The 25938-nt window shown below is 63.9% G+C and carries 19 protein-coding genes; 9 read left to right on the forward strand and 10 right to left on the reverse strand.

The genetic code is table 11. The features are described from left to right. Positions 1-9: 9 nt before the first annotated feature. The 9 genes from ACWGS9_RS12610 to ACWGS9_RS12650 form a co-directional block, all read right to left on the reverse strand. Complete coding sequence (locus tag ACWGS9_RS12610) at positions 10-762, reverse strand: FkbM family methyltransferase (protein WP_454505553.1); 753 nt, start codon at positions 760-762, stop codon at positions 10-12. Continuing rightward, entirely contained in the window at positions 759-1988 is a 1230-nt protein-coding gene (locus ACWGS9_RS12615; RefSeq protein ID WP_454505554.1) for a hypothetical protein, read from the reverse strand. The genes ACWGS9_RS12610 and ACWGS9_RS12615 overlap by 4 nt, the downstream gene beginning before the upstream one ends. A gap of 2 nt (positions 1989-1990) precedes the next feature. Next, complete coding sequence (locus tag ACWGS9_RS12620) at positions 1991-3463, reverse strand: aspartate aminotransferase family protein (protein WP_454505555.1); 1473 nt, start codon at positions 3461-3463, stop codon at positions 1991-1993. Positions 3464-3487: 24 nt separating this feature from the next. Beyond that, on the reverse strand, positions 3488-4495 hold the full coding sequence (locus tag ACWGS9_RS12625) for an NAD-dependent epimerase/dehydratase family protein (protein WP_454505556.1): 1008 nt from the start codon (positions 4493-4495) through the stop codon (positions 3488-3490). After that, positions 4492-4941: an EamA family transporter gene (locus ACWGS9_RS12630; protein ID WP_454505557.1), complete on the reverse strand. Its 450-nt coding sequence runs from the start codon at positions 4939-4941 to the stop codon at positions 4492-4494. The genes ACWGS9_RS12625 and ACWGS9_RS12630 overlap by 4 nt, the downstream gene beginning before the upstream one ends. A 121-nt stretch (positions 4942-5062) precedes the next feature. Continuing rightward, entirely contained in the window at positions 5063-6415 is a 1353-nt protein-coding gene (locus tag ACWGS9_RS12635) for an FAD-binding oxidoreductase (protein WP_454505558.1), read from the reverse strand. Beyond that, entirely contained in the window at positions 6415-7848 is a 1434-nt protein-coding gene (locus ACWGS9_RS12640; protein WP_454505559.1) for a UbiA family prenyltransferase, read from the reverse strand. Before ACWGS9_RS12640 ends, ACWGS9_RS12635 begins: the two co-directional genes overlap by 1 nt. 261 nt (positions 7849-8109) lie before the next feature. Next, positions 8110-8373, reverse strand: coding sequence for a hypothetical protein (locus ACWGS9_RS12645; RefSeq protein ID WP_320213113.1), 264 nt, complete (start codon positions 8371-8373; stop codon positions 8110-8112). A gap of 329 nt (positions 8374-8702) precedes the next feature. Next, positions 8703-11192: a mechanosensitive ion channel family protein gene (locus ACWGS9_RS12650; protein WP_454505591.1), complete on the reverse strand. Its 2490-nt coding sequence runs from the start codon at positions 11190-11192 to the stop codon at positions 8703-8705. A 193-nt stretch (positions 11193-11385) separates the two neighbouring features. Here ACWGS9_RS12650 and ACWGS9_RS12655 point away from each other — a divergent pair, with 193 nt between their 5' ends. The 5 genes from ACWGS9_RS12655 to ACWGS9_RS12675 all read left to right on the forward strand — a co-directional run bounded on the left by ACWGS9_RS12655 (position 11386) and on the right by ACWGS9_RS12675 (position 18115). Then, complete coding sequence (locus ACWGS9_RS12655; protein ID WP_454505560.1) at positions 11386-12645, forward strand: sarcosine oxidase subunit beta; 1260 nt, start codon at positions 11386-11388, stop codon at positions 12643-12645. Positions 12646-12659: 14 nt separating this feature from the next. Beyond that, positions 12660-12938, forward strand: coding sequence for a sarcosine oxidase subunit delta (locus tag ACWGS9_RS12660; RefSeq protein ID WP_454505561.1), 279 nt, complete (start codon positions 12660-12662; stop codon positions 12936-12938). Further along, positions 12935-15928, forward strand: a complete 2994-nt coding sequence (locus tag ACWGS9_RS12665; RefSeq protein ID WP_454505562.1) for a sarcosine oxidase subunit alpha — start codon at positions 12935-12937, stop codon at positions 15926-15928. The genes ACWGS9_RS12660 and ACWGS9_RS12665 overlap by 4 nt, the downstream gene beginning before the upstream one ends. A 7-nt stretch (positions 15929-15935) precedes the next feature. Beyond that, a complete protein-coding gene (locus ACWGS9_RS12670; protein ID WP_320213287.1) occupies positions 15936-16523 on the forward strand; it encodes a sarcosine oxidase subunit gamma in 588 nt (195 codons plus the stop codon). A 149-nt stretch (positions 16524-16672) separates the two neighbouring features. Further along, positions 16673-18115 carry an MFS transporter gene (locus ACWGS9_RS12675; RefSeq protein WP_454505563.1) on the forward strand — a complete coding sequence of 481 codons (1443 nt, stop codon included), beginning with the start codon at positions 16673-16675 and terminating at the stop codon, positions 18113-18115. 14 nt (positions 18116-18129) lie between these two features. Here the strand turns inward: ACWGS9_RS12675 and ACWGS9_RS12680 are convergent, their stop codons facing one another. Then, positions 18130-18834: a nitroreductase gene (locus tag ACWGS9_RS12680; RefSeq protein WP_454505564.1), complete on the reverse strand. Its 705-nt coding sequence runs from the start codon at positions 18832-18834 to the stop codon at positions 18130-18132. A gap of 235 nt (positions 18835-19069) precedes the next feature. On the opposite strand from ACWGS9_RS12680, the gene ACWGS9_RS12685 reads away from it, so the two are divergent. The 4 genes from ACWGS9_RS12685 (at position 19070) to ACWGS9_RS12700 (ending at position 25854) form a co-directional block, all read left to right on the forward strand. Continuing rightward, the gene (locus ACWGS9_RS12685) at positions 19070-19657 is read left to right on the forward strand and encodes a helix-turn-helix domain-containing protein (RefSeq protein WP_454505565.1); all 588 of its coding nucleotides are present in this window, start codon (positions 19070-19072) and stop codon (positions 19655-19657) included. Between the two features lie 103 nt (positions 19658-19760). Beyond that, complete coding sequence (locus ACWGS9_RS12690) at positions 19761-22214, forward strand: GcvT family protein (protein ID WP_454505566.1); 2454 nt, start codon at positions 19761-19763, stop codon at positions 22212-22214. After that, positions 22214-23395, forward strand: a complete 1182-nt coding sequence (locus ACWGS9_RS12695) for a pyridoxal phosphate-dependent aminotransferase (RefSeq protein ID WP_454505567.1) — start codon at positions 22214-22216, stop codon at positions 23393-23395. The genes ACWGS9_RS12690 and ACWGS9_RS12695 overlap by 1 nt, the downstream gene beginning before the upstream one ends. Continuing rightward, positions 23392-25854, forward strand: coding sequence for a GcvT family protein (locus ACWGS9_RS12700; RefSeq protein ID WP_454505568.1), 2463 nt, complete (start codon positions 23392-23394; stop codon positions 25852-25854). The genes ACWGS9_RS12695 and ACWGS9_RS12700 overlap by 4 nt, the downstream gene beginning before the upstream one ends. Positions 25855-25938: the final 84 nt, after the last annotated feature.

Below are 25938 nucleotides of genomic sequence, written 5' to 3' on the forward strand. Positions count from 1 at the left end.
CCACGAAACTCAGGCGAACGCCCAGACGTCCTCGGCCTGGAAGCCGACCTGGTAGCCGGCGGTCTTCAGCTTGACCACGACCTGGCCGATCTCGGCGGCCGGCAGCGCGCCGACTTCGACCTTGATCATGCCGGGACGGTAGCGCTGCAGGTCGAGCTGATCGAACACCATCCAGTCGGCGCCTTCGCAGTCGACCAGGAAAGCGTCGATATGAGCGATGCCGTTGCGGTCGAGCAGCGTCTGCAAAGTCTCCGAAGGCACCTCGATGTCCTTCAGATGCGGCGCGAAACTGTTGAAATTGGCGTCCGCCTCGCCCCACGCATTCTTGCCCGACATCAAATTGGTGTCGGTCACCGACGAGCAGCCGATGAACTCAATCGGCAGCGTGCCCGACTCGAGCGCCGCAGCATCGAAGGTGTGGACGGTGATGGTTCCCTTGCTTTTGGTCACCGCCACCGGTTCTATGACGAAGCGGCTGGTATCTGGGTAATTGGCGCGCAACCGCTTCTGGTTGTAGGGGATCGGCTCGACCAGCATGGCGCGCGCGCCCGGAATGCGGTGCAGCCAGGGCGTCACGTCGTCGAACAGCGCGCCGTCGCAGGCGCCGACATTGACCATCTGGAACGGCCGTCCGCCGAAACGCGCCTTGAGCGCCGCCTTGGCCAGGAACTTCGTGCCGTGCAACGCCGGCCCGCGATCGAGCAGGCCTGCCGGAAGGCCGAGCGAGAGCAAGACGCGCGCGAAGCTGGAAAGCGAGTTCATGACTTGTCTCCGGGAATGACCTGCAGCGCCGCGCGGCGCCCGCCCTGGCTTGCTGCCCAAAGCGCCATCAGTGGCGCGGCCAGCAGCAGGAAGGGCGGCAGAAGATTGGGGAAGTAGATGCGGGTGTCGTGGATCGGGAAGACCGTGAACTTTGCCAGCACGCCAAGCACAAGCGCCGCAAGCAGGATGCCCGCCCGGCGGTCGAGCCGGAAGCCGGCACGCTCGAGCCCATACCATCCGGCCAGCGCCGATACCGACACGCCAACCCAGCTGTTGACGCTGATCGCGCGGACCACCGAAGCGGCGAAGGCCTTGAGATAGGCGACCACCGAGAACGGTGGTTCGAAACCGTCCATGTTGTAGTGCTGCTCGATGCTGGAAAACCACAGATGCGGCCACCAGCCCGGATGCTGCGCCCAGTGCGAAATGGCGAAATAGGCGATGAAGGATACCGCGAAGCCGGCCAGCGCGCCCCACGCCCTCTCGCGGTAAGCGACGAGCAGCACGGCGAAGATGGCGAGGAAGACGATGTTGTCGGGCCTGGCCATGAAAGCGAGGAAAAGCAGGACCGCCGTCGCCGCCTCGCGCTTGCGCACATAGGCAAGGAGCCCGCCGAGGAACAGCGCCGAGCACAATAGATCGGGCGTCGAGGCACGCGCCGCGTCACCGAAATCGGCCATGATCAGGACCGCGCCAACGACCGGCGCCAGCGCGAGTGCGCCTTCCGCGCGCAGCCAGGCGAGCGTGATGGCGCCGAACAAAAGCACCGAGAACACCTGCACCAGCCGCATTGCATCGACCGGCGAGACGACATGGCTGAGGCTGGACAGGATTTCGGCGTACAGGAACTTGATCCGGTACATGCCGAGCAGCGAATGGAAGTCGGCGGCGTTCTCGGCCATGTGGCTGCGGAATCCGCCGCCATCGTCGGTCAGCGTCTTGTAATCGCTCGCCGACACGCCCTCCCTGACCGTGCTGTAGGCATAGTCATGCAGCGCCTGCTGATCGGGAAAGGTGCCTTCCTCGGCGATCGCCAGATAGGGCAACATGTCCCAGTTGGCGTCGGGCATGAACCAGGCAGTCACCGCGGTGAGCAGGATATAGACCGAGAAGGCAATCGCCCCGATCGATGCCGCCCACCGCCCATAGGCCCCCTCGCCCCACGCCAGACCGGCGCCGGTCAACCGTTCCAGCGGATTGGTCGGAGCGGACGGCCTGGTCAGCATCGTCAGCGAACCTGGCTTTTCACGAAATCCTTCACGATCGCCACGATGCCGCGCGACAAAAGACTGTCGAAGGCATCGACGAAGCGGTCAACATGTTCGCGCTGGCAAATCAGCGGCGGCTCGAGCCGGATGACGTTGCGGTTGTATTCGGTGAAGGCGACGAGCACGTCATAGTCGCGCAGCAGCAGCGAGCCGACAAAGCCCGACAGCGAGCCCTTCAGCTTGTCGTCGAGCACACTCACCACTGGACGCAGCACCATCGGCAATGTCTGTGAGAAATCGTGGAACTCGAGCCCGATCATGAAGCCCTTGCCGCGCACATCCTTGATGATCTTCGGGAATTTCTCCTTCAGCGCCTGCAGACGCTGCAACAGGTACTCGCCGGTGGAGGCGGCGTTGTCGATCAGCCCTTCGTCATAGAGCACGTTCAGCCCCTCGATCGCGGTGACGCAGGCCTCGCCCATGCCGCCGAAGGTCGCCATGGCGTGGATCATCGCCGTCCTTGGTGTGCCATAGGCCTTCATGTAGACGTCGCGCCTGGCGATCATGGCGCCGACCGCCGCCTTGCCGGCGCCCAGCGATTTCGCCAGCGCCGTCACATCCGGCACCACGCCGTAATGCTCGAAGGCATAGAAGCGGCCCGAGCGGCCATAGCCGCACTGCACCTCGTCTGCGACCCACAGCACGCCATGCCGGTCGCAGAGCGCGCGCAGCTTCTGCCAGTATTCAGTCGGCGCCTGGATGATGCCGCCGCCGCCCTGGATGGTTTCGAGCACAATGACGCCGATCTCGGGATCACTTTTGAACAAGCGCTCGACGGCGTCGATATCGGCGAAGGGAACGCGCACGACATTGTCGGCGACCTTGAAATCGGCACGGTAGAGCTGGCCGTCGGTGATCGCCAGCACGCCCTTGGTCTTGCCGTGGAAGGAATTCTCGGCATAGGCGACCTTCGGCCGCTTCGGACCCGCCGCGCGCTCGGCAAGCTTCACCGCCGCCTCCATGGCCTCCGAGCCGGACGAACCCAAGAACACCATGTCGAGATCGCCCGGCGAGCATTTGGCGATGTTGTGCGCCAGTGCGGCCGCATATTGCGACATGAAGGCGATGGCGATCTCCTGGCGCTTTTCCTCCTGGAATTTTTTCCGGGCTTCAAGGATGCGCGGATGGTTATGGCCGAAGGCCAGCGAGCCGAAGCCGCCGAAGAAGTCGAGGATCTTGCGGCCGTTCTGGTCGACATAGAACATGCCCTCGGCGCGCTCGATCTTGACCTTGTGGAAGCCGACCAGCTTCATGAAATGCAACTGGCCCGGGTTGAGATGCGCCTTGAACAGGTCGGTGATGCGGGCGACGTCCATCGCCTTGGCCTGCTCGACGCTGATCAGGTCGGGCTTGGCTATTGCTGCGGGCGAAAGCGCAGGCGCTTCGACCACCGTGCGCACGCCCGTGTGTTCCGGCTTGGCCATGACGGTCATCTCGAAATCTCCCCTTCGTCGCCTCTATTCGGCAGGCACGTGTTCGGTGGCGACGGCGTGGCCGTCCTTCTTGGCACGGTATTCGCTGTAGGCGGCGATCAGCATGTCCTCGTCGCGATATTGCGGCACCCAGCCGAGCTGACGCTCGGCCTTGGACACGTCGAGCACGCATTCCTCGTCGGCGATCAGATACTGTTCCGGATCCATGATCGGCATGTTCAACTGGTCGAGCAGGTCGAGCGTGCGCTTGACCGCCCAGCCGGGCGTCGGCAGCAGGATCGACTTCGAGCCGGCATGGCGGATCAGGTCGCCCAGCAGTCGCCGCACCGGCGGCGGATTGAGCGAGCCGAGATTATAGGCCTCGTTCGGCACACCGGCTTTCCAGGCCGCACGGGCGGCTTCCGCACAGTCGAACACCGAGATGAACTGATAGGGATTCCTGCCCGAACCTATCATCGGCACCGGAAAATTCCAGTCGATCAGCTTGAACAGTTTTTCCAGGATGCCTAGCCGGCCGGGTCCGATGATCAGACGCGGCCTGAACAGCGAGATCGACATGCCGCGCTTGCGCCATTCGGCGGCGAGCTCCTCGGTCTTGAGCTTCGACAGCCCGTACTCGCCGAGCGGCGAGACCGGATGATCCTCGGTCATCGGCAGCACCACCGTGTGGCCGTAGATCATGTCGGTCGTGTAGTGGACGAGCCTCGAGGCGCCGGCCTTGTCCATTGCCTGGATGATGTGCTCGGTGCCGTGGAAATTCACCGGGAAGAAGAAATCATGCCGCTTGGCGCGCACCTGGATCGGCGACAGCATCTTGGCCGAGAGGTTGTAGACCATGTCGTCGGCCCTGAGGCCGACTGCGGCAACCGAGGCCGGATCGGTGACGTCGCATGTGATGAACCGCACCGAGCGGTAATGCGGCAGGTCGCTCTTGACGATGTCGGCGACGACGACGTTCTCGCCGTCCGCCACGAGCCCGGACGCAAGGTGACGGCCGACGAAACCGTCGCCGCCGAAAATCACATGTCTCATCGAACGATCTCGCTTATGCCGATCTTGTCAGGAGTGATGGATGCGGTCTGGTCCTCATGCCCGCGTCCACCCATTTCTCGGCCACTCTGCGCAATCAGCACAGTGCCGACGCAGATGCAGGCGATGCCGGCGATGCGCCAGCCATTGAGGTCCTCGCGGAAGACGAAATAGGCAAAGATCGCCACGGCGACATAAGCGAGGCTGAGGAACGGATAGGCGAAGCTGAGCTCGACCTTGGACAGCACATAAAGATGCGAAGCCATCGAGATGACGAAGGTGCACAGGCCCAGGAACACCCAGGGGCTGAACACGATCTGCAAGAGTTTGACGAGCGGATTGGCGCCTTCGAAGGAGATCGAGCCCATCGACATCATGCCCTGCTTCAGCATCAGCTGCGCCGCGGCATTGGTCATCACAGTGAAGAGAATGAAGATTATGTATTTCATTGTTGCCACCCGCCCTTGAGAAGTCCTATTATAAATCTGCAAATTTTTCGTGAAGCCATAATAACGTTTCGAGTAAGCTATGGCTTAAAACTTCATTTACCATGATTTATTCAAATTTTATCTATTCCGCGGCTTCCGCAACTCCTCTTCCCGCATCCAGTCTTTTTGCCGTCCGCGCCCAGAAGCTCGACATGAAAGCCGGGTCGCGAAGCGCCTCCAGCCGCTGCCATTGCGGGAATGACGCGGCGAATGTCTCAGGGCCCATCCGGGCGTCCTTGTAGGGGTTCACTGCGCCGCCCGCCTCGACGGTGATACGGTCAAGCTCGGCGAGCAGCCGCAACGTCCTTTCTCCCCTGTTGGAGAAATCGAGCGTCAGCGTGTAGCCGGGCCGCGGGAACGACAGCAGCGCCGGCGAGCCGACATCGCCGAAACGCTTGAGCACCGTCAGGAACGACCCCTGGCCCGCTTGCCGTGCCGCATCGAGCAGCGCCGGCACGGTGTAGCGGGCATTGGCCTCCGGCACCACGCTCTGGTGCTGGAAAAGCCCACGCGGCCCGTAAAGCCGGTTCCAGTCGCGGACACCGTCGAGCGGAAAGAAGAAGCCCTGATAGCCCGCCTGGCGCGGGGCCGGAGACTTGCCCTTTTTCCAGCGGTAGGCGGCGTTGAAGACAGCGAGAAAAGGCCGGTTGAGGATATTGAATGGCGGCTGCGCCGGCACCGAAAGCCGGCTGCCGGCGCGCGCGGCGGCGTGCGAGCCGTGCTCGGCATGATTGCCGGTGAACAAAAGGCCACGCCCGCGTCCGTGGCCGCCGGCAAGCTGATCGATCCAGGCGACGGCATATTCATTGGCCTGGTCGGCCGCCTCGGCAAGATCGAAGAATTCGCCGAGGTCGCGAAACCGCGTCGCCCTTTCCATGATGTCGAGCGACGGCACGCGCATCAGCTTGATCGATGCTGAAAGGATCAGCCCGCTCAGCCCCATGCCGCCGATCGTTGCCCTGAACAGGCGAACATTGTCGGTCTCCGAACAGCGATAGGTTCGGCCGTCGGACCGAAGCAGCGTAAGGGCCTCGACATGGCAGCCGAAGGTACCGCGCCGATGGTGGTTCTTGCCGTGGACGTCGTTGGCGATCGCGCCACCCAGCGTCACGAACTGCGTGCCTGGAACCACGGCCGGAAAGAAGCCATGGGGCGCGGCATAAGCGATGATGTCGCAAAGCAGCGCGCCGGCATCCGCTTCGAGCAGACCGGTCTCCGCGTTGAAGGAACGAATGCGGTTGAGCGGCCGCATGTCGACCACCATGCCGGCATCGTTCTGGCAGCTGTCGCCATAGGAGCGGCCATTGCCGTAGCCGAGCAGCGATCCCGGCCTGGCCGTGCCGTTTTTCAAAAGCGCGATCGCCTCGTCCGCCGAAATCGCCTTGCGTGCCGGCGGCGTCGCCAGTCCGAAGCTGCCGAAGCGCTTGGTGTCCATCACCAGCCTCCGGCGACGAGAAAGACCGCGCCGATGGCGACGACGATCTGGCTGCGCCAGTCGCGGATTATGAAGACGACCGGGTCGTCATGCATCTCGTCGCGCCGGGCGAGGATCCAGACGCGCATCGTGAGATAAAGCACGATCGGCGCCAGCGGCCATATCAGCCACGGATGCGGATAAAGCTCGCGCACCGCCGGGCTGTCCATATAGAGCGCCAGAACCAGCCCCGAGGAGAAGGCCGACGCCATGCCGGCCTGGGCAACGATTTCCTGGTCCTCGGTGCGATAGCCGCGCCCGGCGATGCGCTCGCCCGGCGGAATGGCGGTGGTGCGCAATTCGACGAAGCGTTTCACCAGCGCCAGCGACAGGAAGAAGAAGATCGAGAAGGCAAGCAGCCAGAAGGAGACGTCGACGCCGGTGGCGGCAGCACCGGCCAGCACGCGGATCGTGTAGAGGCCCGCCAGCGTCAGCACATCGACCAAGAGCATGCGCTTGAACGACAGCGAATAGCCGGTGGTGACGGCCAAATAACCGGCGAGCACGCCGAGGAATTCGATCGGAAGGAACAGGCCGGCGACGATGCCGATCACAAGCAACGCGGAAATCGCGCCGAGGCCGAACGGGATAGACAATGCGCCGCTGGCGAAAGGCCGGTTGCGCTTCGTCGGATGCTTGCGGTCGAGCGCGAGGTCGAAGAAATCGTTGAGGATATAGATGGCGGACGCTACGGCGCTGAAGGAGACGAACGCCAGCAGGCACTGCCAGATCATGTCCGGGTTGAAATATTCGTGCGACAGCACCATCGGCACGGCGATCAGCGAGTTCTTCAGCCACTGATGCATACGCAGCATCTTGACGTAGGTCCTCCGCGTCGGCTTCGGCGCCGGCATGGCTTCGGCGTCATGCGCTGCCTGCCAGCGCCGGGCGCTGCGATCGGGCGCCACCACGAGCGCGTTGCGCGCGGCGTCGAACACTTTGACGTCGTGGCGGCTGTTGCCTGCATAGTCGAAGCCCGCATCGCCATAGGCGGCGACCAGCGCGGCGCACTTCCTGCCGGAGGTCATGTTGTGCGGGCCGTCGGTCGCCAGCACGTGATCGAAAATGCCGAGGTGCGCCGCGATCGCTTCCGCGAATTTGCGCGGCGTTCCCGTCGCCAGCACGATCTTGCGGCCCTCCCGATGCTCGGTGCGCAACCGGTCAAGCAAGTCCTGGCGGTAAGGCAGCGAGGCCGGATCTATGTCGGCGCGTTTGGCGATTTCCTGTTTCAGCCGGGCCGGTCCGCCGGTCAGCCAAAGCGGCAGGACAAAGAAATAGAGCGGGTTTTTCTTGAGGAGGATGAACAGGCCTTCCCATAGAAGGTCGGTGGCAATCAGCGTGCCGTCGAGATCGACCGCGAGCGGAATTGCGTTCCTGTCCGATCTCGCGTCCATTGTCCTGCCCCGATCGAGCGCAGGATCCCGAAACTCCGATCTCGGAAAAGATCACGCGCCAATTCAACCCACGCCCGTGTCGGCGTCCTCGGGTCGGATATAGCGGGGGATGACGCAGCGAACGTTAAAACGCCCGGTTGCAACGCATGATCATACCGGTTTTTCGGGCGTCATCGTTAAGCGTCGGCTACCGGAAACGATAAAAGGCCGGACGTCTGTCCGGCCTTTGCCAATCTTGCGCCGCCAATCTTGCGGCAACGGTTACTTGATGCGGGCCGCGCCGCCCGAAATTTCGACCGTCTCGGAACCGGTCAGGGCTTCGAGGTCACCATTGGGCAGGGTGACGAAGCAACCGTTCGAGCAGAACTCCACCGTCTCGCCCGCACCGAGCGTCAGCTCGCTCTTGGCGCCGCCTTCGGTCACGACCAGGGTCCGCGTCTGAGCGTCCCTGTTGATCGCGCTGGCCGCGAAAGCCGAACCGCCCAGGGCCAGCAAAGCGATCGCGGCAACGACAGACTTCCACATTGCAATTCCGGTGTTTCACACACCGCCTCTGTTCAAATTTGCAAGGCATTCTCGCCCTTTGCACCGAAGCTTATATGAGATGCTACCTGAACCGCAACTGAATGCCGCATTCATGCCACAATCGGTTTCGGCGCCGCAGACAACGCCGCCGAAGGTGTATCGAGATTCGGGTCAGGCCGTGTCGAGAATGGTGGGTTCCGAGAACCGGCCTACGCCGGCCGTAGCCGTAATTAAGCTGCCGCGCCAAGCAGGGATGCTTCGGCCGGCGAAGGCCGGAAGCACGGAAACCCGCCATTTGCAGGCCGGCCTCACCCGAATGTCGATGCACCTTAGCTGGGGTCTGGCTTGCGGCCCTTCCGCTTCATCTTGGCCAACCGTTGCCGCTCGGCCGCGGCTTCCGCTTCCAGCCTCTGACGCTCGGCGAATTCGGCCTCGATCTTGTCGTCATCGATCGGCCATGCTTCGTGCTTCTTGGTCTCGACCACGGCGCGCGGCGTCGATGGGATCTCGATCTGCTCCTCCTCGAAGATATCGAAGATGGCGAAACGGATATCGTTCTGCACGATGCTGCCGTTCATGATGTCGGCCACGAACACGCGGATTTCGAATTCGAGCGCGGCAAGTCCGAAATTGGCGAAGAGAACGAACGGCTCGGGATTCTTCAGCACCATCGGATGGGCGCGAGCAATGTCCACCAGGATGGCATGGACGCGCTTGACGTCGCTGCCATAGGCCACGCCTATCTTGATGTCGACGCGCCCGAGCTTGTTGCGATGCGTCCAGTTGCCGACCGCATTGTTGATGAGGTTCGAGTTGGGCAGGATCACCGACTGCCGCTGGAAGGTCTCGATCTCGGTGGCGCGCACGCTGATCTTCCGCACCGTGCCGCTGACGTCGCCGGCTACGATCCAGTCGCCGACCTTGAAGGGCCGCTCGGCAAGCAGGATGAGGCCCGAAACGAAATTCGAGACGACGTTCTGCAGGCCGAAGCCGATACCCAGCGAAAGCGCGCCGGCAACCAGCGCCAGGTTGGAAAGATCGATTCCAGCCGCCGAGATGCCGACCAAGCCGGCAACCGCCACGCCGGCATAGCCGACGCCCAGGCGGATCGAGTTGCGCACGCCGGCATCGACCTTGCCGCGCGCCATCACCGAGCCGTCCAACCAGCCCTGGAACCAGCGCGTCAGGAAATAGCCGATGACGAAGACGACGATGCCGCTGAGGATGCCGAGGAAAGAGATGGTCACCGAACCGATCGTGACGCCGGTCGCCAGCTTGTAGGCCCAGGCTTCGATATCGCCGGGCTGAAAACCCCACATCAAAAGGATAAGCGGCAGGAAGACCAGCACGATCATCAGGTTGATGGCGATGCTGACCACCAGACCGAGCTGGTCGAGGGCGGTATCCTCGTAGCTGGAATTTGTCGAAAGCCAGCGCCCGACCGATGTATCGGCGAAGCCGCCCTCCTCGCCGATCGCGCGGGCCGACAGGAAGCCGATATAGGCCGTCACCAGGACGGTCCCGGTCACCACGACCTGGAACGACACGAAAAGCGCCAGGCCGATATAGCCAAGCAATGTCGCGGCAATGGTGAACAGGCCAAGTCCGATGGCAATCAAACGAAGCCAGCCCGGCCAGGGACGCCATGAGCCGTCGGCCGCCCTGAACGGCCGCAGCAACCCCATCAGGATCAGGATGACGCCAATGATGATGGTGGCGACAAAGCTCCTGGCGATGGTCAGCGAAAGCGGCGAGCCCATCTTCTCGTTGACGACCGACAGGAAGTAATTGAAGCCGAGCACCAGGGCCATGGCGGTCGTCAACCCGACGAGCCAGCGCGCCGGGCCGGTCGCGACCGGGATCAGGCGCCAGTTGGGCAGGCGCGGTTCGAGCGCTGCATTGGTCAGCCGGTTGACGCAGAACACCAAGCCGATCACCGTCAGCAAGGCATTCAGGAACGTGCCGATATCGCCCCGCAGCACGTTGTAGTAATTGAAGAAGAACACGACCGAGGCCAAGAACACGCCGAGCGCCAGCGTCGGCAGCAGCGTCGACCAGAAGGCCACCGACAGCCGGCTGAGATAGGACGGATCATCGACGGTTGGATCAGCCTCGAATATGCGGCCGAACAGGCGCCTGCCGCCGATCAACAGCACTGCCGCCAGCGCCAACGCCATGAGCGTTGCGGCAAGAATCGCCTGGAACTTGAACTTGACGGCGAAGCTCAGCCAGGACGACACCGCCTTGTAGAGGCCGGTTATCTGGTCATGCGCGTCGGAAAAGGCCTGCGGGCTCAGCGCTTCGGTCAGGTCATAGTGTTTGGTGATGACGCTGCGAAAAAGCTCGCTGCGCATGACCGCGATCTTGTCGACCAGCCCGTTGACGCGGATCGACAGGTTTTGCGCGCCGGCGACGACCGCGTTGATCTCGGCCTTCTCGGACGCGAGCGCGCCGCGCTCGTTGCTGACGATCGCCGGCTCGGCAGGCTGCCCCTGTGCCGGTGGCGCGCCGAGCACTTCGACGCGGTTGTTGATGTCGTTGAGGCGCTGCCGGAATGCCAGCGCACTGGTCAGCGCCGCCCGCGAAATATCCTCGAACTGCAACCGGATGTCGACGAGCCCCGCATCGTCCTGGTCGGGGTCGCTCAGTTTCTTCTCCAGGCCGTCGGTCTTGGCCGTCAGGTCCTGGATGACCTTCGTCTGGTCGGCGATGAGTTGTGACGAGCCATGGCCGATCGCCTGCGCCGACGCGTCGAGCGCCGGCTGCCCGAAGACAGCGACAATGGCGACCAGAATCAGGCGTAGCAGTCGGAAGAACATGACGTTGTGGCGAATCGCAGCCGAAAAATCCTCGAAATTTCCGCCCTTGATAAAGACCGGCATATCAGGCGGCAAGCCGTCCCGATCGTGTCGGCGAGAGTCGGCCTGTCGAAAAGCGATGGCGCAATCTTGGCTTTGCGCTTCCCGCCTGCTCTATAGTCTGCCGCCTCGCATCATAAGGACGATAGGACGAATGGCGGAATATTCAGCCTTCTCGCTGCTCAAGAACGCGCTGACCGGCAACAAGGATTGGAAGCCCGCCTGGCGCAAGCCGGATCCCAAGGCTTCGTATGACGTCATCGTCATCGGCGGCGGCGGCCACGGCCTCTCGACCGCCTATTACCTTGCCAAGGAACACGGCATCACCAATGTCGCGGTGCTGGAAAAGGGCTGGCTGGGCTCCGGCAATGTCGGCCGCAACACCACGGCGGTGCGCTCCAACTATCTCCTGCCGCAGAACACCCGCTTCTACGAACATTCGATGAAGCTGTGGGAGAACCTTTCGCACGATCTGAACTACAACGTCATGTTCTCGCAGCGCGGCTGCCTGAACCTCGCGCACACACCTGCCCAACTCGACGATTATGCGAGGCGCGGCAACGCCATGCGCCATCTCGGCGTCGACGCGGACCTGATGAGCGTCGACCAGATCAAGCGGCTTGTGCCGGCGCTGGACGTATCCGGGTCGTCCCGTTTCCCGGTTCTTGGCGGTCTGATGCAGCGGCGCGGCGGCAGCGCCCGTCACGACGCCGTTGCCTGGGGCTATGCGCGCGGCGCCGACCGGCGCGGCGTCGACATCATCGAGAATTGCGAGGTCACCGGCTTCCTGCGCGACGGCGGCCGCATCACCGGCGTTTCGACGACGCGCGGCGAAATCCGCGCCAAGAAGGTCGCGCTTGCGGTTGCCGGCAGCACCGGTCGCGTCATGCAGCTTGCCGGCATTTCGCATATGCCGATCGAAAGCCATGTGCTGCAGGCCTTCGTCTCGGAATCGCTGAAGCCGATCATCGATACCATCCTGACCTTCGGCATGGGCCATTTCTACATCTCGCAGTCCGACAAGGGCGGCCTCGTCTATGGCGGCGACCTCGACGGCTACAACAGCTATGCCCAGCGCGGCAGCCTGCCGATCGTCGATGAGGTGATGAGCGAGATGGTGGCGCTGTTTCCCGGCCTGGCACGGGTGCGCATGCTGCGCTCATGGGGCGGGCTTTGCGACATGACGATGGATGGCTCGCCGATCATCACCACCGGCCCGCTGCCGGGCATGTACCTCAATTGCGGCTGGTGCTACGGCGGCTTCAAGGCGACGCCCGCCTCCGGCTGGTGCTTTGCGCACACCATTGCCAAGGACGAGCCGCACGAGTTCAACGCCCCCTTCACGCTCGACCGTTTCTATCGCGGCCTCGTCATCGACGACAAGGGCCAGGGCGCAACGCCCAGGTTGCATTAAAGTTTGGAATAAAAATGCTGATCACCTGTCCCTATTGCGGTCCGCGCGACGTCATCGAATTCACCTACCAGGGCGACGGCAATCGCGAGCGGCCGCAGCCGGCTTCGCAGAATCTCGACGCCTGGAACGCCTATGTCTACGACCGGCTGAACCCGGCCGGCGACCACAATGAGATTTGGCAGCATTCCGGCGGCTGCCGCGCGCACCTGAGGGTCGTGCGCAACACGCTCACGCATGAGATCCTGAGCACTGCCTTCGCCCGCGGCGGCCACAAGGCGGAGGGCCGCTCGTGAGCCCGCGCCGTACCGAAACCGGCGGCCGGATCGACCGGCTGCGCACCATTCGCTTCACCTTCGACGGCGCGCCCTACACCGGACATGCCGGCGACACGCTGGCTTCGGCGCTGCTCGCCAATGGCGTGACGCTGTTCGGCCGCTCCTTCAAATACCATCGCCCGCGCGGCCTGCTCGCCGCCGGCGTCGAGGAGCCGAACGCGCTGGTGACGGTGCTGCGCGGCGAAGTGCGCGAACCGAACATTGCCGCCACCATGGTCGAGATCTATGACGGGCTCGTCGCCGTCAGCCAGAACCGCTCCCCCTCGCTCGCCTGGGACATCGGCGCACTCAACCAGCTCGGCGGCAAGATCCTGTCGGCCGGCTTCTACTACAAGACCTTCATGGGCCCGGTGATCGGCCCGCTGAATGGCACGCGCTTCTGGATGTTCTGCGAGCATTTCATCCGTCGAGCCGCCGGCCTCGGCAAAGCTGGCACCGCGCCCGATCCGTCGCGCTACGAGCGCATGAACGCGTTTTGCGACGTGCTGGTGGTCGGCTCCGGTCCGGCCGGCCTGATGGCGGCGAAGGCTGCTGCCGACCAGGGCGCCCGCGTCATCCTCGCCGATCTCGAAGCCCATTTTGGCGGTTCCGCCAACTGGTCGGGGGAAGCGATCGACGGCACGCCTGCCGCCGACTGGGTCCAGCGCACGGTCGGGCAACTCGGAGGCAATGACAATGTCCGCCTGCTGCCGCGTACGACGGTGTGGGGCTATTACGACGGCAACACGCTTGCCGCGCTCGAGCGGGTGACCGACCACAAGGAAGCGCCCGCCAAGGGCGAGCCGCGCCAGCGCTACTGGGCGATCCGCGCAGGCACCGTGGTGCTCGCCACCGGCTCCTTCGAGCGGCCACTGGTGTTCCCGGGCAATGACCGTCCCGGCGTCATGCTGGCGCATGCGGCCGAACGCTACGCCAATGAATATGGCGTGCTGGCAGGACAGCGCATCGCGCTCTTCACCAACAACGACAGCGCCTACCGCTCGGCCCTTGCCTTGAAGAAGGCCGGCGCCGCGGTCGTTGCCATCGTCGATGTCCGCGGCGATATCTCGAACGAGATGCGCAAGCTGGCGAGCGAAGCCGAGGCCGAACTGCTTGCCGGTCATGCGGTGGTTGCGACCGAGGGGGGCAAGGCTCTCACCGGCCTTAAGGTGCAACGCTTCGACGCTATGAGCGGTGCGCTCAGCGGCGACAATCGCAGCATCCATGCCGACAGCCTTTTGATGTCGGGCGGCTGGTCGCCAACCATCCATCTCGCCAGCCAGGCAGGCGCCAGAGCCGAATGGGATGCGGCCCGGCAGGCCTTCCTGCCGCCGCGGCCGACGGAGCGCTGGATCGGCGCCGGCGCCTTCACCGGCAGCTTCTCCACCGCCGAGGCCATTGCCGAAGGCCGTGCGGCTGGCCTTCAGGCCGCCGGCGGGGTGACATCATCCACCCCCCTGCCGGTTGTCGAAGCCGCCCCCGGTGATCCCGATCCGGCGCCGGTCTTCGAGATCAAGGCCAAGGGCAAGAGTTTTGTCGACTTCCAGCACGATGTGACCGCCGAGGACGTGCGGCTCGCGCATCGCGAGGGCTTCGTCTCGGTCGAGCATCTGAAGCGCTACACCACGCTCGGCATGGCGACCGACCAGGGCAAGAACTCCAACGTGCCGGGCTTGGCCATCATGGCCGAGGCATTGGGCAAGCCGATCCCCGAAGTCGGCACGACGCGCTTCCGCCCGCCCTACACGGCGGTGTCGATCGGCTCACTCGCCGCAGAGCGTTTCGGCGACCTCAAGCCCGAACGGCTGACGCCGATCCATGACTGGCACCTTGGCAATGGCGCGACCATGTATTCGGCCGGCCTCTGGTACCGCCCGATGATCTACGGCCTTGCCGGCGAGACGGTCGAGCAGGCCTATGTCCGCGAAGCCAAGGCGACGCGCGAAAGCGCCGGCATGGTCGACGTCTCGACGCTGGGCAAGATAGCGGTTCAAGGACCGGACGCGGCCGAGTTCCTCGATCGCGTCTACACCAACATGTTCTCCACTTTAGCCGTCGGCAAGGCCCGCTACGGGCTGATGCTGCGCGAGGACGGGCTTGCCTTCGACGACGGCACCACCTGGCGGCTCGGCGAGCAGGAATTCCTGATGACCACCACCACCGCCAATGCCGGCAAGGTGATGCAGCATCTGGAGTATTTTCTCGACGTCATCTGGCCGGAGCTGAAGGTCACCGTCACCTCCGTCACGGACGAATGGGCGGGTGCTGCGATCGGCGGACCGAACGCGAGGGCCATCCTCGCCTCTTGTGTCACCGGCACCGCCGTCGACAACGCCACCCTGCCCTTCATGGGCATCGTTCATGGCCGGATCGCCGGCGTCCCGGTGATGATCTGCCGGCTGTCCTTCTCCGGCGAAATGGCTTTCGAGGTCTATTCCGGCGCCGGCTACGGCACCCACGTGTGGGAGGCCCTGATCGAAGCCGGCAAGCCGTTCGGCTTGGTCACCTACGGCCTCGAGGCGCTGGGCACGATGCGCATCGAAAAGGGTCATGTCACCGGCGCCGAGATCGACGGCCGCACCACCGCGCGCGATCTCCATCTCGACTGGATGCTGTCTAAAAAGAAGCCTTTCATCGGCTCGGCCATGATGGACCGCGAGGGGCTGGTCGCGTCAGACCGGCTGGAGCTGGTCGGCCTGATCGCTCTCGACAACCGGCCGCTCAACGGCGGCGGACATATCGTCGAGGAACTGGACGAAGCCAATCCGCACGATTCGATCGGCCACATCACCGCCTGCTGCTATTCGCCGGCGCTCGGCAAATACATAGCGCTTGCGTTGGTCGAGGGCGGCAAGGGCCGCCACGGCACGCGCGCCTTCGTCTCCGATCCGCTGCGCAACCGATTCGGCCCGATCGAGATCGTCTCCAACCACTTCTTCGATCCGGATGGGAGCCGCATGCATGGCTGAGCACCAGTTGCCCGAGCGCCAATCGCCGCTCGAGCCGGAGTATCACCCGGGCTCGCATGGCAATTTCGAACATGGCGTCGATGTCATCCTGTCCGAAACCCGGCCGGGCTCGATCCTGCAGCTCGCCGCATGGCCGGGCGAAGAGAAGCGGCTGATCGAAGCCATCCGCAAGGTCACCGGGCTCGCTCTGCCCGACGGCGCCGGCGGCGGCGTGAGCAGCGGTGCCCAGGCCGTTTTCGGCTTCGCGCCGGGAAAATTCACCGTGGTGGATGAGGCGGAAGGCCTGGCCGCTGCCTTCGCCGGCGCCATTACGCCGGCCATCGGTACGCTGACGGATCTTTCGCATGGCCGCACCGCGATCCGCATCGCCGGCCCGAAGGCCGAGTGGGTGATGGCGAAATTCTTTGCCATCGACTTCGCCTTGCCGGCATTCCCGCTAGGCGCCGGCCGCTCGACCAACCATCACGACATCTTCGCCCAGATCCAGCGCAGCGGCGCCGACCAGTTCGACATCTACGTCTTCCGCTCTTTCGCGCGCTCGTTCTGGAAGGCCTTGTGCCACGCCTCGGAGGAAGTCGGCTACGAGGTGCAGTAGGGCCAACGCCTTGGTCCAGCCGGTATCTGGCACTATCGACGGCTACAACTGCTGCTTGAGCGTTGGCCAGCAGGGCCGATAGATAAGGCATCATCGGCGTTTGCCACGGCAAACGTCCGCTCAGGCAACCAGTTCGACCATACCCTTCCATGACTGTTGAGACTTCGGCGACGGCCACGACCCGCTTTGCTCCGGCGGACGTCCCGTCGATGCTGCTGCCGGCAACCGTTGCCTGCGGCGTGTTCATGACCAGCCTCGACCAGAACGTCGTGGTCACGGCGCTCCCCGGCATCGGCGAAAGCCTCGATCGTCCGCCAAGCCAGCTTGGCCTGCTGATCACCGTTTATGTCGCGAGCCTCATCGTCACCATGCCGCTCGGCGGCTGGCTGGCCGATCGCTTCGGCCTGCGCAACGTCTATTGCTTCGCGCTGCTCGTCTTCGCCAGCGCCTCGGCATTGTGCGGCCTTTCGGAAACCATCTGGATGCTGGTCGGCTCGCGCGCTCTGCAGGGCTGCGGCGGCGCGCTGATGGGCACGCTTGGCCAGGTCGTCATCCTGTCGAGCTTCCCGCGCGACCGCACGCTCAAGATCAACATGTATATCTCGCTTGCCGGTCAGTCCGGGCCGCTGGTCGGGCCGCTCGTCGGCGGCGCGCTCACCACCTATGTCTCGTGGCGCTGGATCTTCTATATCAACATCCCGATCGCGCTGACCGCGGCGCTGCTGGCCGCCTCGCTGTTTCCAACGACGACCAAGCCGGTGCGCACGCCATTCGATTTTCCCGGCTTCCTGCTCGTCGGCAGCGGCATGGCGTTGCTGGTCTTCGGCATGGATTCGGTCGCTGCCAAAGATGCGACCGCAAGCAGCATGGCGCTGGAGCTCGGCCTGGCGATCATCATCCTGACGGTTGCCGCCTTCTACTGCCTGCGCGCCCGCAATCCGCTGCTCGACCTCAAGCTGTTGCGCATTCGCACCTTCCGGATCAGCTTCCTCACCGGCGGCGGTCTCGACACGATCGGTCTGAGCTCGGTGGTCTTCCTCCTGCCGCTGATGTTCCAGCTCGGCTTCGGCATGAGTGCAGTGCAGGCCGGATCGCTGACTTTCGTCGCCGCGATCGGCTCGTTGATGATGCGCTTCTTCATGCCGCGCCTTTTGAACCGCTTTGGCTTCAGGCGCGTGCTGGTCACCAACACGCCGATCGTCGCCCTGTTGGTCGCGGGCTTTGCCCTGATGCACGAAAGCCTGCCGGCCTGGATTGTGCTGGCCTATATTTTTGCCTTCGGCGTCTTCCGCTCCGTGCAATGGGCCTCGACCGGTAATCTTTCCTATTCGGATATCGCGCCGGAGCAGCTCGCACGCTTCAGCGCACTCTATTACATCCTGTGGCAGCTTGCGGTGGCGATCAGCGTCGGCCTCGCGGCGGCACTGCTGTCGCTGCTTGCCGGCGGCGGCAAGGCCAGCATCAACGACTACCGCATCCTGTTCGTCATCGAAGGGCTGATCACCCTTTGCGCGCTGTCGGCCTATCTGAGGCTGACGCCGCAGGACGGCGCCCATGTCAGCGGTCATGGCGCCCATATGAGCACCGACTAACACCTCCGCCGACGCTATTCCGCGAACCTCACCCAATCCTCGATCGGCGCGCGGTCGGTGCGGAACTCGTTCTCGGGCTTCGACGTGTCCTCGAAGCCGAGCGCCATGCCGCAGACGACGATCTCTTCGTCGGGAATATCGAGCACCGGCCTGATCTGCCTGTGATAGGGCGCGAAGGCCGCCTGCGGACAGGTATGCAGCCCCCTGCCCCGAGCCGCCACCATGATATTCTGCAGGAACATGCCGTAGTCGATCCACGAGCCCTGGTTCAGTCTCCGGTCGATCGTGAAGATCATGCCGACCGGCGCGTCGAAGAAGATGAAGTTGCGGTCGTGCTGAGCCCGCATCTTGTCGACCTCGCGCCGGCCGATGCCCAGCGCGCCATAAAGGCCGAAGCCGTTGGCGCGGCGACGCGTGAGATAAGGCTCGAAGAATTGGTCGGGATAGTAGCGGTACTCGTCCCACTCGGCTTTTTCGGCGCGGATGCCCGAGTTGAGGATGGCATCGCTGATGCGCTGCTTGACCTCGCCCTTGGTGACATAGACGCGCCACGGCTGCATGTTGGTGCCGGACGGCGCGCGCGCGGCGACCGCCAGGATCGCGCGGATCGAGTCATCATCGACCATATCGGGCAGGAAGGCGCGCACCGACCGGCGCGATATGATCGCCTCGTCGACAATCTCCGCATCCGATGCGATCCGGATGTTCTTCTCAAGCATGGGCCGTCCCTTTAGGCATGGCCGGAAACCCGCAACCCGATTTCCCCAACGACCATCCGCAGACTATAAGCTAAACTGGTCCCCGACCGGACGCCCCACTCGCCGCTCGTGGGCGAGCCTTTGCATCAACCGCCGAAATCGCGCAAGCAAATCTTGTGGCCCATGAAAATCCTCTTGATTTTTTCACCGGTTTGCTCTCTCATGAAATTTATCAAGATTTTTTCACGAGAAACATTTGACCCCGGCCGCAACCAAATCGGAGCAGGACAATGGCGACCGGCTGCTGGCCGGCGACATCCGTGCGCTTCGCAAGGCGCGCGGCCTCACGCTCGCTGAAATTGCGCTCAAGCTGGGCCGCTCGGTCGGCTGGGTCAGCCAAGTCGAGCGTGGTCTCTCGATCCCCTCGCTCGGCGACCTCAGGGCATTTGCCAACCTCTTCGGCGTATCGATCAGCCTGTTCTTCAGCCATGACGTGCCTGTCGAAGAGGAGCGCGGCGTGATCGTGCGCGCCGGCCGCCGCCGTGTGCTTGGCACAAGTGAATCGGGCCTGGTGGAGGAGCTTCTGTCACCCGATCTCGGCGGTAGCTTCGAGATGGTGCGCTCTGTGTTCGCCCCCGGCGCGGAAATGAAGACAGCCGCGCTGCGGCCGACCGAGGAGGCCGGATACATCGCCTCCGGATTGTTCGACATCGAGATAGCGGGCGTCTGGCATCGGCTTGGCGAAGGCGACTCGTTCCGCTTCGAGGGCAAAACCTACCGCTGGCGCAATCCAGGCGCCGAGCCGGCGGTCGTCATCTGGGTGGTTTCACCGCCGGTATATTGACCAATGCATGCCGCCCAAAAGAGTTCAGCGGTTTTGGGACAACGGCATGCATCAAACAAAAATCAAAGCGCGACAAGGCGCGCTTTGAACTGGGAGGAAAAGCATGGCCGGTTTGCCGACCACGGCGCGCGTGGTGATCATCGGAGGCGGTGTCGTCGGCACCTCCTCGCTCTACCATCTTTGCAAAGCGGGCTGGACCGACTGCGTACTGCTGGAAAAGAACGAGCTGACCTCCGGCTCGACCTGGCATGCCGCCGGCAACGTGCCGACCTTCTCCTCGTCATGGTCGCTGATGAACATGCAGCGCTATTCGACCGAGCTCTACCGGGGCCTCGCCGACGCGGTCGACTATCCGATGAACTACCATGTCACCGGCTCGCTCCGGCTTGCCCACAGCAGGGAGCGCATGCAGGAATTCCAGCGCGCCAAGGGCATGGGCCGCTACCAAGGGATGGACATCGACGTCGTCGGCCTCGACGAGATCAAGCGCCGCTATCCCTTCATCGAGACGCATGAGCTCAAGGGCGCGCTCTACGACCCGAGCGACGGCGACATCGATCCCGCGCAGTTGACACAGGCGCTCGCCAAGGGCGCGCGCGACATGGGCGCCAAAATCATCCGCTTCTGTCCGGTCACCGGCGTCCGCCGCGAGAACGAGGAATGGGTGATCGCGACGCCGCAAGGCGAAATCCGCTGCGAGATCGTCATCAACGCGGCCGGCTACCGCGCCGCCGAGGTTGGAAAAATGTTCGGCCGCGAAGTGCCGATGATGGTGATGAGCCATCAGTACATCCTGTTCGAGGAAATTCCCGAACTCGCCGCATGGTCGAAGGAGCAGGGAAAGAAACTGCCGCTGCTGCGCGACGTCGATACGTCCTATTACCTGCGCCAGGAAAAGAGCGGCATGAATCTCGGCCCCTATGAGCGCAACTGCCGCGCGCATTGGGCGACCCATAACGATCCGATGCCGGAGGATTTTTCCTTCCAGCTCTTCCCCGACGATCTCGACCGTCTCGAGCACTACCTGGCCGACGCCGTCGCACGCGTGCCGATCCTCGGCACGGCGGGCCTGTCGAAAGTTATCAACGGACCGATCCCTTACGCACCGGACGGCAACCCCCTGATCGGCCCGATGCCCGGCGTGCCGAACGCCTTCGAGGCCTGCGTCTTCACCTTCGGCATCGCGCAAGGGGGCGGCGCCGGCAAGGTGCTGGCCGAATGGGTGACCGAGGGCCAGACGGAATGGGACATGTGGTCCTGCGATCCGCGCCGCTTCACGTCATTCGCGTCCGCGCCGGATTATTGCGTTGCCAAGGGCATGGAGATCTACGGCAACGAGTATGCCATCCAGTTCCCCCGCCATGCCTGGCCGGAGGGGCGCAATCGCAAGCTGTCGGCGCTGCACGATCGCACCAAGTCGCTGGGTGGCCAGTTCGACGCCTATAATGGCTGGGAGCGCGCGACATGGTACGCGCAGCCCGGTGACGACACGTCCGAGGAAGCGACGCTGACCTTCCGCCGCGACGGACCCTGGCAGAAGCGGGTGCGCGAGGAATGCCTTGCCGTGCGCGACGCTGCCGGCATCCTCGACCTGCCTGGCTTCTCACGCTTCAACCTCGAAGGCCCGGGCGCCGCCGACTGGCTAGCGCTGCAAGTCACCGGCCTCGTGCCGAAGCCCGGCCGCATCGGCCTGGTCTACTTCGCCGACGACAAGGGTCGCATCGTCACCGAAATGTCGGTCGTGTGCCACGGCGAAGACCGGATGACGCTGATCACCGCGGCCGTTGCACAGTGGCACGACTTCGAATGGCTGCGATCGCGCATGCCCAGGAACGCGGCCTTCACGCAGACCGATCATACGGAAGAGTATTCCACGCAGATCCTTGCCGGCCCGAATTCGCGCGACATTCTTGCCGAGATATGCGCCGCCGACCTGACGCTTCCCTGGTTGACGCATCAGGACACGATTATCGCCGGACGCCGGGCGAAGCTGGTGCGCGTCTCCTTCGCCGGCGAACTTGGCTGGGAGATCCACACCAGGGTTACTGACACCCCAACCGTCTTCGAGCCTGTCTGGACCGCCGGCTTGAGACACGGCCTGAAGCCCTTCGGCATGTATGCGCTGGATTCGCTGCGGCTGGAAAAGGGCTACCGCGCCTGGAAGGGTGATCTTTCGACCGACTATTCGATCCTGCAGGGCGGGCTGGAGCGCTTCGTCAAATGGGACAAGCCCGACTTCCGCGGCAAGGCGGCGCTGCTCAACGAGAAGCAGCAGGGCGTCAAGAAGCGCTTCGTCACGCTGGTCGTCGAAAATCCTGGCGACTGCGATGCGCCCTATATGTCGACGCTCTGGCATGACGGCAGGATCGTCGGCGAGACCACCTCTGGCGGCTGGGGCCACCGCGTCGGCAAGTCGATCGCGCTCGGCATGCTGCGCACGGATCTCACCGAGCCGGGCACCGCGATCGAAGTCGAGATTTTTGGCGATCGCTTCAAAGCCGTCGTGCAGAACGACGAGCCACTTTGGGATCCGAAGAACGAGAGGTTGAGAGCCTGATGCCAAAACCATCAAAGCGCATTACCGGCATCGTGCCTTCCGGCAAGGACGGCTGGGAAGTCCATTTCGCCGCCTGGACGCGCAAACAGGCCGGCGAGGACATCATCGTGCTGTCGGTCGGCGATCATGACTTCGACACACCTTCTGAGACGATCGAGGCCTGCGTCAACGCGGTGCGTGGCAGCAACCATCACTATACGCCGCTGCCCGGCCTGCTGCGCCTGCGCAAGGCGATGGCGGCAGCCGCGACGGCTTGCACAGGCGTCCTGACCGAGCCCGACGAGGTCATCGCCACGCCGGGCGGCCAGGCAGCACTTTATGCCGCCGTGCAGGGTGTGCTCGACCCGGGCGATCACGCCATCGTCGTCGCGCCCTATTACGCCACCTACCCCAACACCTTCAGCGCCGCCGGCGCCAGCTTCACCGTCGTTGAGACGCCGGCCGAGGGCGGGTTCCAACCCCGTGCCGACATGATCCGCGCGGCGCTGAAGCCCAACACTCGCGCCATCCTGATCAACACGCCGAACAACCCGACGGGTGCTGTCTATTCGCGCGAACGGCTCGAACAGCTCGCCGACATCTGCAAGGAGCACGATCTCTGGCTGCTGTCGGACGAGGTCTACTGGACGCTCGGCGGCGGCGAACATATCTCGCCGCGCTCGCTGCCCGGCATGGCCGAGCGCACGCTGGTCATCAACTCAATGTCGAAGAGCCATGGCATGACCGGCTGGCGCATGGGCTGGCTGACCGGGCCGAAGGCGATGATCGCGCTGATGACCGATCTCAATCTGGTGACGACCTACGGCCTGCCGGCCTTCATCTCGATCGCCTGCGCCGAAGCGCTCGAAAACCACTACGGCGTGAAGGACATTGCCGAGCGCTACGCCGCCCGCCGCACCGTCTTCCTCGATGCCATACGTGGCGCCAACGAGGTCACCGTGCGCGGCTCCGAAGGCGGCATGTACGTCATGCTCGATGTTTCCGCCGTCGAGCCCGACGACGAGAAATTCGCCTGGGCGCTGCTCGACCAGGAAAAGGTCGGCGTGATGCCCGGCTCGAGCTTCGGCGAAGCCGCCGCCGGTCACATCCGCATCAGCCTCTGCCAGCCTGAGCCAATCCTGAAGGAAGCAGCGCTTCGCGTGCGCCGCTTCGCTTCCAACTATCGCCGTGAGGCGGCATGACCAGGACCATCCCCAGCAAGGCCATTCCCAACAAGGCGAGGGCCGTGATCATCGGCGGCGGCGTCTCCGGCTGCTCGGTCGCCTATCACCTGGCCAAGCTCGGCTGGACCGACATCGTGCTGCTCGAACGCAAGCAGCTCACCTCAGGCACCACCTGGCATGCTGCCGGCCTGATCGGCCAGTTGCGCGCCTCGCAGAACATGACGCGGCTGGCGAAATATTCGGCCGACCTCTACGTCAAGCTCGAAGCCGAGACCGATGTCGGCACCGGCATGCGCCAGGTCGGCTCGATTACCGTCGCGCTGACCGAGGAGCGCAAGCACGAAATCTACCGGCAGGCCTCTCTGGCCCGTGCTTTCGATGTCGACGTGCGCGAGATTTCGCCGAGCGAAGTCAAGGAGATGTATCCGCATCTCAACGTGTCCGACGTGGTCGGCGCCGTTCATTTGCCGCTCGACGGTCAGTGCGATCCGGCCAACATCGCGATGGCACTCGCCAAGGGCGCGCGCCAGCGCGGCGCGACGATCATCGAGAACGTGAAGGTCACCAAGGTCCACACGAAGAACGGCCGCGTCTCGGGCGTCTCCTGGGCGCAGGGCGAGGACCAGGGCACCATCGAAACCGACATCGTCGTCAACTGCGCCGGAATGTGGGCGCGCGAGCTTGGACGGCAGAACGGCGTCACCATCCCGCTGCACGCCTGCGAGCATTTCTATCTCGTCACCGAGCCGATCCCCGGGCTTACCCGCCTGCCGGTGCTGCGCGTGCCGGACGAGTGCGCCTATTACAAGGAGGACGCCGGCAAGATGATGCTCGGCGCCTTCGAGCCGGTGGCGAAACCCTGGGGCATGGACGGCATCCGCGAGGATTTCTGCTTCGACCAGTTGCCCGAGGACATGGACCATTTCGAACCGATCCTCGAAATGGGCGTCAACCGCATGCCGATGCTGGGCACCGCCGGCATCCACACCTTCTTCAACGGCCCGGAAAGCTTCACGCCCGACGACCGCTACTATCTCGGTGAGGCGCCGGAACTCGCAGGCTACTGGATGGCGACCGGCTACAATTCGATCGGCATCGTTTCATCAGGCGGCGCCGGCATGGCGCTGGCGCAATGGATCAATGATGGCGAGGCACCTTTCGACCTCTGGGAAGTCGACATTCGCCGCGCCCAGCCGTTCCAGAAGAACCGCCTCTACCTCAAGGAGCGCGTCTCCGAAACGCTCGGTCTGCTCTATGCCGACCATTTCCCCTATCGCCAGATGGCGACCTCGCGCGGCGTGCGCCGCTCGCCTCTGCACGAGCATCTGAAGGCGCGCGGCGCCGTCTTCGGCGAAGTCGCCGGCTGGGAGCGCGCCAACTGGTTCGCCCGTGAAGGCCAGGAGCGCGAATATCGCTATTCCTGGAGGCGGCAGAACTGGTTCGACAACCAGCGCGAAGAGCATCTCGCGATCCGCAACGGCGTCGGCCTGTTCGACATGACCTCCTTCGGCAAGGTCCGCGTCGAAGGCCGGGACGCCTGTGCGTTCCTGCAACGGCTCTGCGCCAACGACATGGACGTGGCGCCGGGCAAGATCGTCTACACGCAGATGCTCAACGCCAAGGGCGGCATCGAGAGCGATCTCACCGTGACGCGGCTGTCCGAGACGGCCTATTTCCTCGTCGTGCCGGGCGCTACCTTGCAGCGCGATCTTGCCTGGCTGCGCAGGCATGTCGCCGACGAGTTCGTCGTCATCACCGACGTGACCGCGGCCGAAGCCGTGATCTGCCTGATGGGGCCGGAGGCACGAAAACTGATCCGGAAGGTCAGCCCGAACGACTTCTCCAACGAGGCCAACCCGTTCGGCACTTTTCGGGAGATCGAGATCGGCATGGGCCTCGCCCGCGCCCACCGCGTCACCTATGTCGGCGAGCTTGGCTGGGAGCTCTACGTTTCGACCGAACAGGCTGCCCATGTCTTCGAGGCGATCGCCGAAGCCGGCGCGGATGTCGGCCTGAAGTTGTGCGGCCTGCATACGCTTGATTCCTGCCGTATCGAAAAGGCCTTCCGCCATTTCGGCCACGACATCACCGACGAGGACAACGTGCTGGAAGCCGGCCTTGGCTTCGCCGTGAAAACGAGCAAAGCCGACTTCATTGGCCGCGACGCCGTGCTCAGGAAAAAGGAGACCGGACTCAACCGCCGGCTGGTGCAGTTCCGCCTTAAGGACCCTCAGCCTCTTCTCTTCCACAACGAAGCGATCCTGCGCGACGGCAAGATCGTCGGCCCGATCACTTCCGGCAATTACGGCCACCATCTCGGCGGCGCGATCGGCCTCGGCTATGTGCCGTGCCAGGGCGAGAGCGAGGCGGATGTGCTCGCCTCATCCTATGAGATCGAGATCGCGGGTGAGCGCTTCGCCGCCGAAGCATCTCTGAAGCCGATGTACGATCCGAAGGCGGAACGGGTGAAGATGTAGCACAGCGTCACCTTCTCCCCTTGTGGGAGAAGGTGTCGCCGAAGGCGACGGATGAGGGGTGTTCCAGGAAACGCCAGCGTCTCA

It is taken from the genome of Mesorhizobium sp. Arg314 (assembly GCF_053714275.1).

Excerpts from the sequence above, each read along its gene's own strand:
- ACWGS9_RS12610 (WP_454505553.1), bottom strand. The coding sequence starts at position 762 with ATGAACTCGCTTTCCAGCTTCGCGCGCGTCTTGCTCTCGCTCGGCCTT.
- ACWGS9_RS12615 (WP_454505554.1), bottom strand. The coding sequence starts at position 1,988 with ATGCTGACCAGGCCGTCCGCTCCGACCAATCCGCTGGAACGGTTGACC.
- ACWGS9_RS12620 (WP_454505555.1), bottom strand. The coding sequence starts at position 3,463 with ATGACCGTCATGGCCAAGCCGGAACACACGGGCGTGCGCACGGTGGTC.
- ACWGS9_RS12625 (WP_454505556.1), bottom strand. The coding sequence starts at position 4,495 with ATGAGACATGTGATTTTCGGCGGCGACGGTTTCGTCGGCCGTCACCTT.
- ACWGS9_RS12630 (WP_454505557.1), bottom strand. The coding sequence starts at position 4,941 with ATGAAATACATAATCTTCATTCTCTTCACTGTGATGACCAATGCCGCG.
- ACWGS9_RS12635 (WP_454505558.1), bottom strand. The coding sequence starts at position 6,415 with ATGGACACCAAGCGCTTCGGCAGCTTCGGACTGGCGACGCCGCCGGCA.
- ACWGS9_RS12640 (WP_454505559.1), bottom strand. The coding sequence starts at position 7,848 with ATGGACGCGAGATCGGACAGGAACGCAATTCCGCTCGCGGTCGATCTC.
- ACWGS9_RS12645 (WP_320213113.1), bottom strand. The coding sequence starts at position 8,373 with ATGTGGAAGTCTGTCGTTGCCGCGATCGCTTTGCTGGCCCTGGGCGGT.
- ACWGS9_RS12650 (WP_454505591.1), bottom strand. The coding sequence starts at position 11,192 with ATGTTCTTCCGACTGCTACGCCTGATTCTGGTCGCCATTGTCGCTGTC.
- ACWGS9_RS12655 (WP_454505560.1), top strand. The coding sequence starts at position 11,386 with ATGGCGGAATATTCAGCCTTCTCGCTGCTCAAGAACGCGCTGACCGGC.
- ACWGS9_RS12660 (WP_454505561.1), top strand. The coding sequence starts at position 12,660 with ATGCTGATCACCTGTCCCTATTGCGGTCCGCGCGACGTCATCGAATTC.
- ACWGS9_RS12675 (WP_454505563.1), top strand. The coding sequence starts at position 16,673 with ATGACTGTTGAGACTTCGGCGACGGCCACGACCCGCTTTGCTCCGGCG.
- ACWGS9_RS12680 (WP_454505564.1), bottom strand. The coding sequence starts at position 18,834 with ATGCTTGAGAAGAACATCCGGATCGCATCGGATGCGGAGATTGTCGAC.
- ACWGS9_RS12690 (WP_454505566.1), top strand. The coding sequence starts at position 19,761 with ATGGCCGGTTTGCCGACCACGGCGCGCGTGGTGATCATCGGAGGCGGT.
- ACWGS9_RS12695 (WP_454505567.1), top strand. The coding sequence starts at position 22,214 with ATGCCAAAACCATCAAAGCGCATTACCGGCATCGTGCCTTCCGGCAAG.
- ACWGS9_RS12700 (WP_454505568.1), top strand. The coding sequence starts at position 23,392 with ATGACCAGGACCATCCCCAGCAAGGCCATTCCCAACAAGGCGAGGGCC.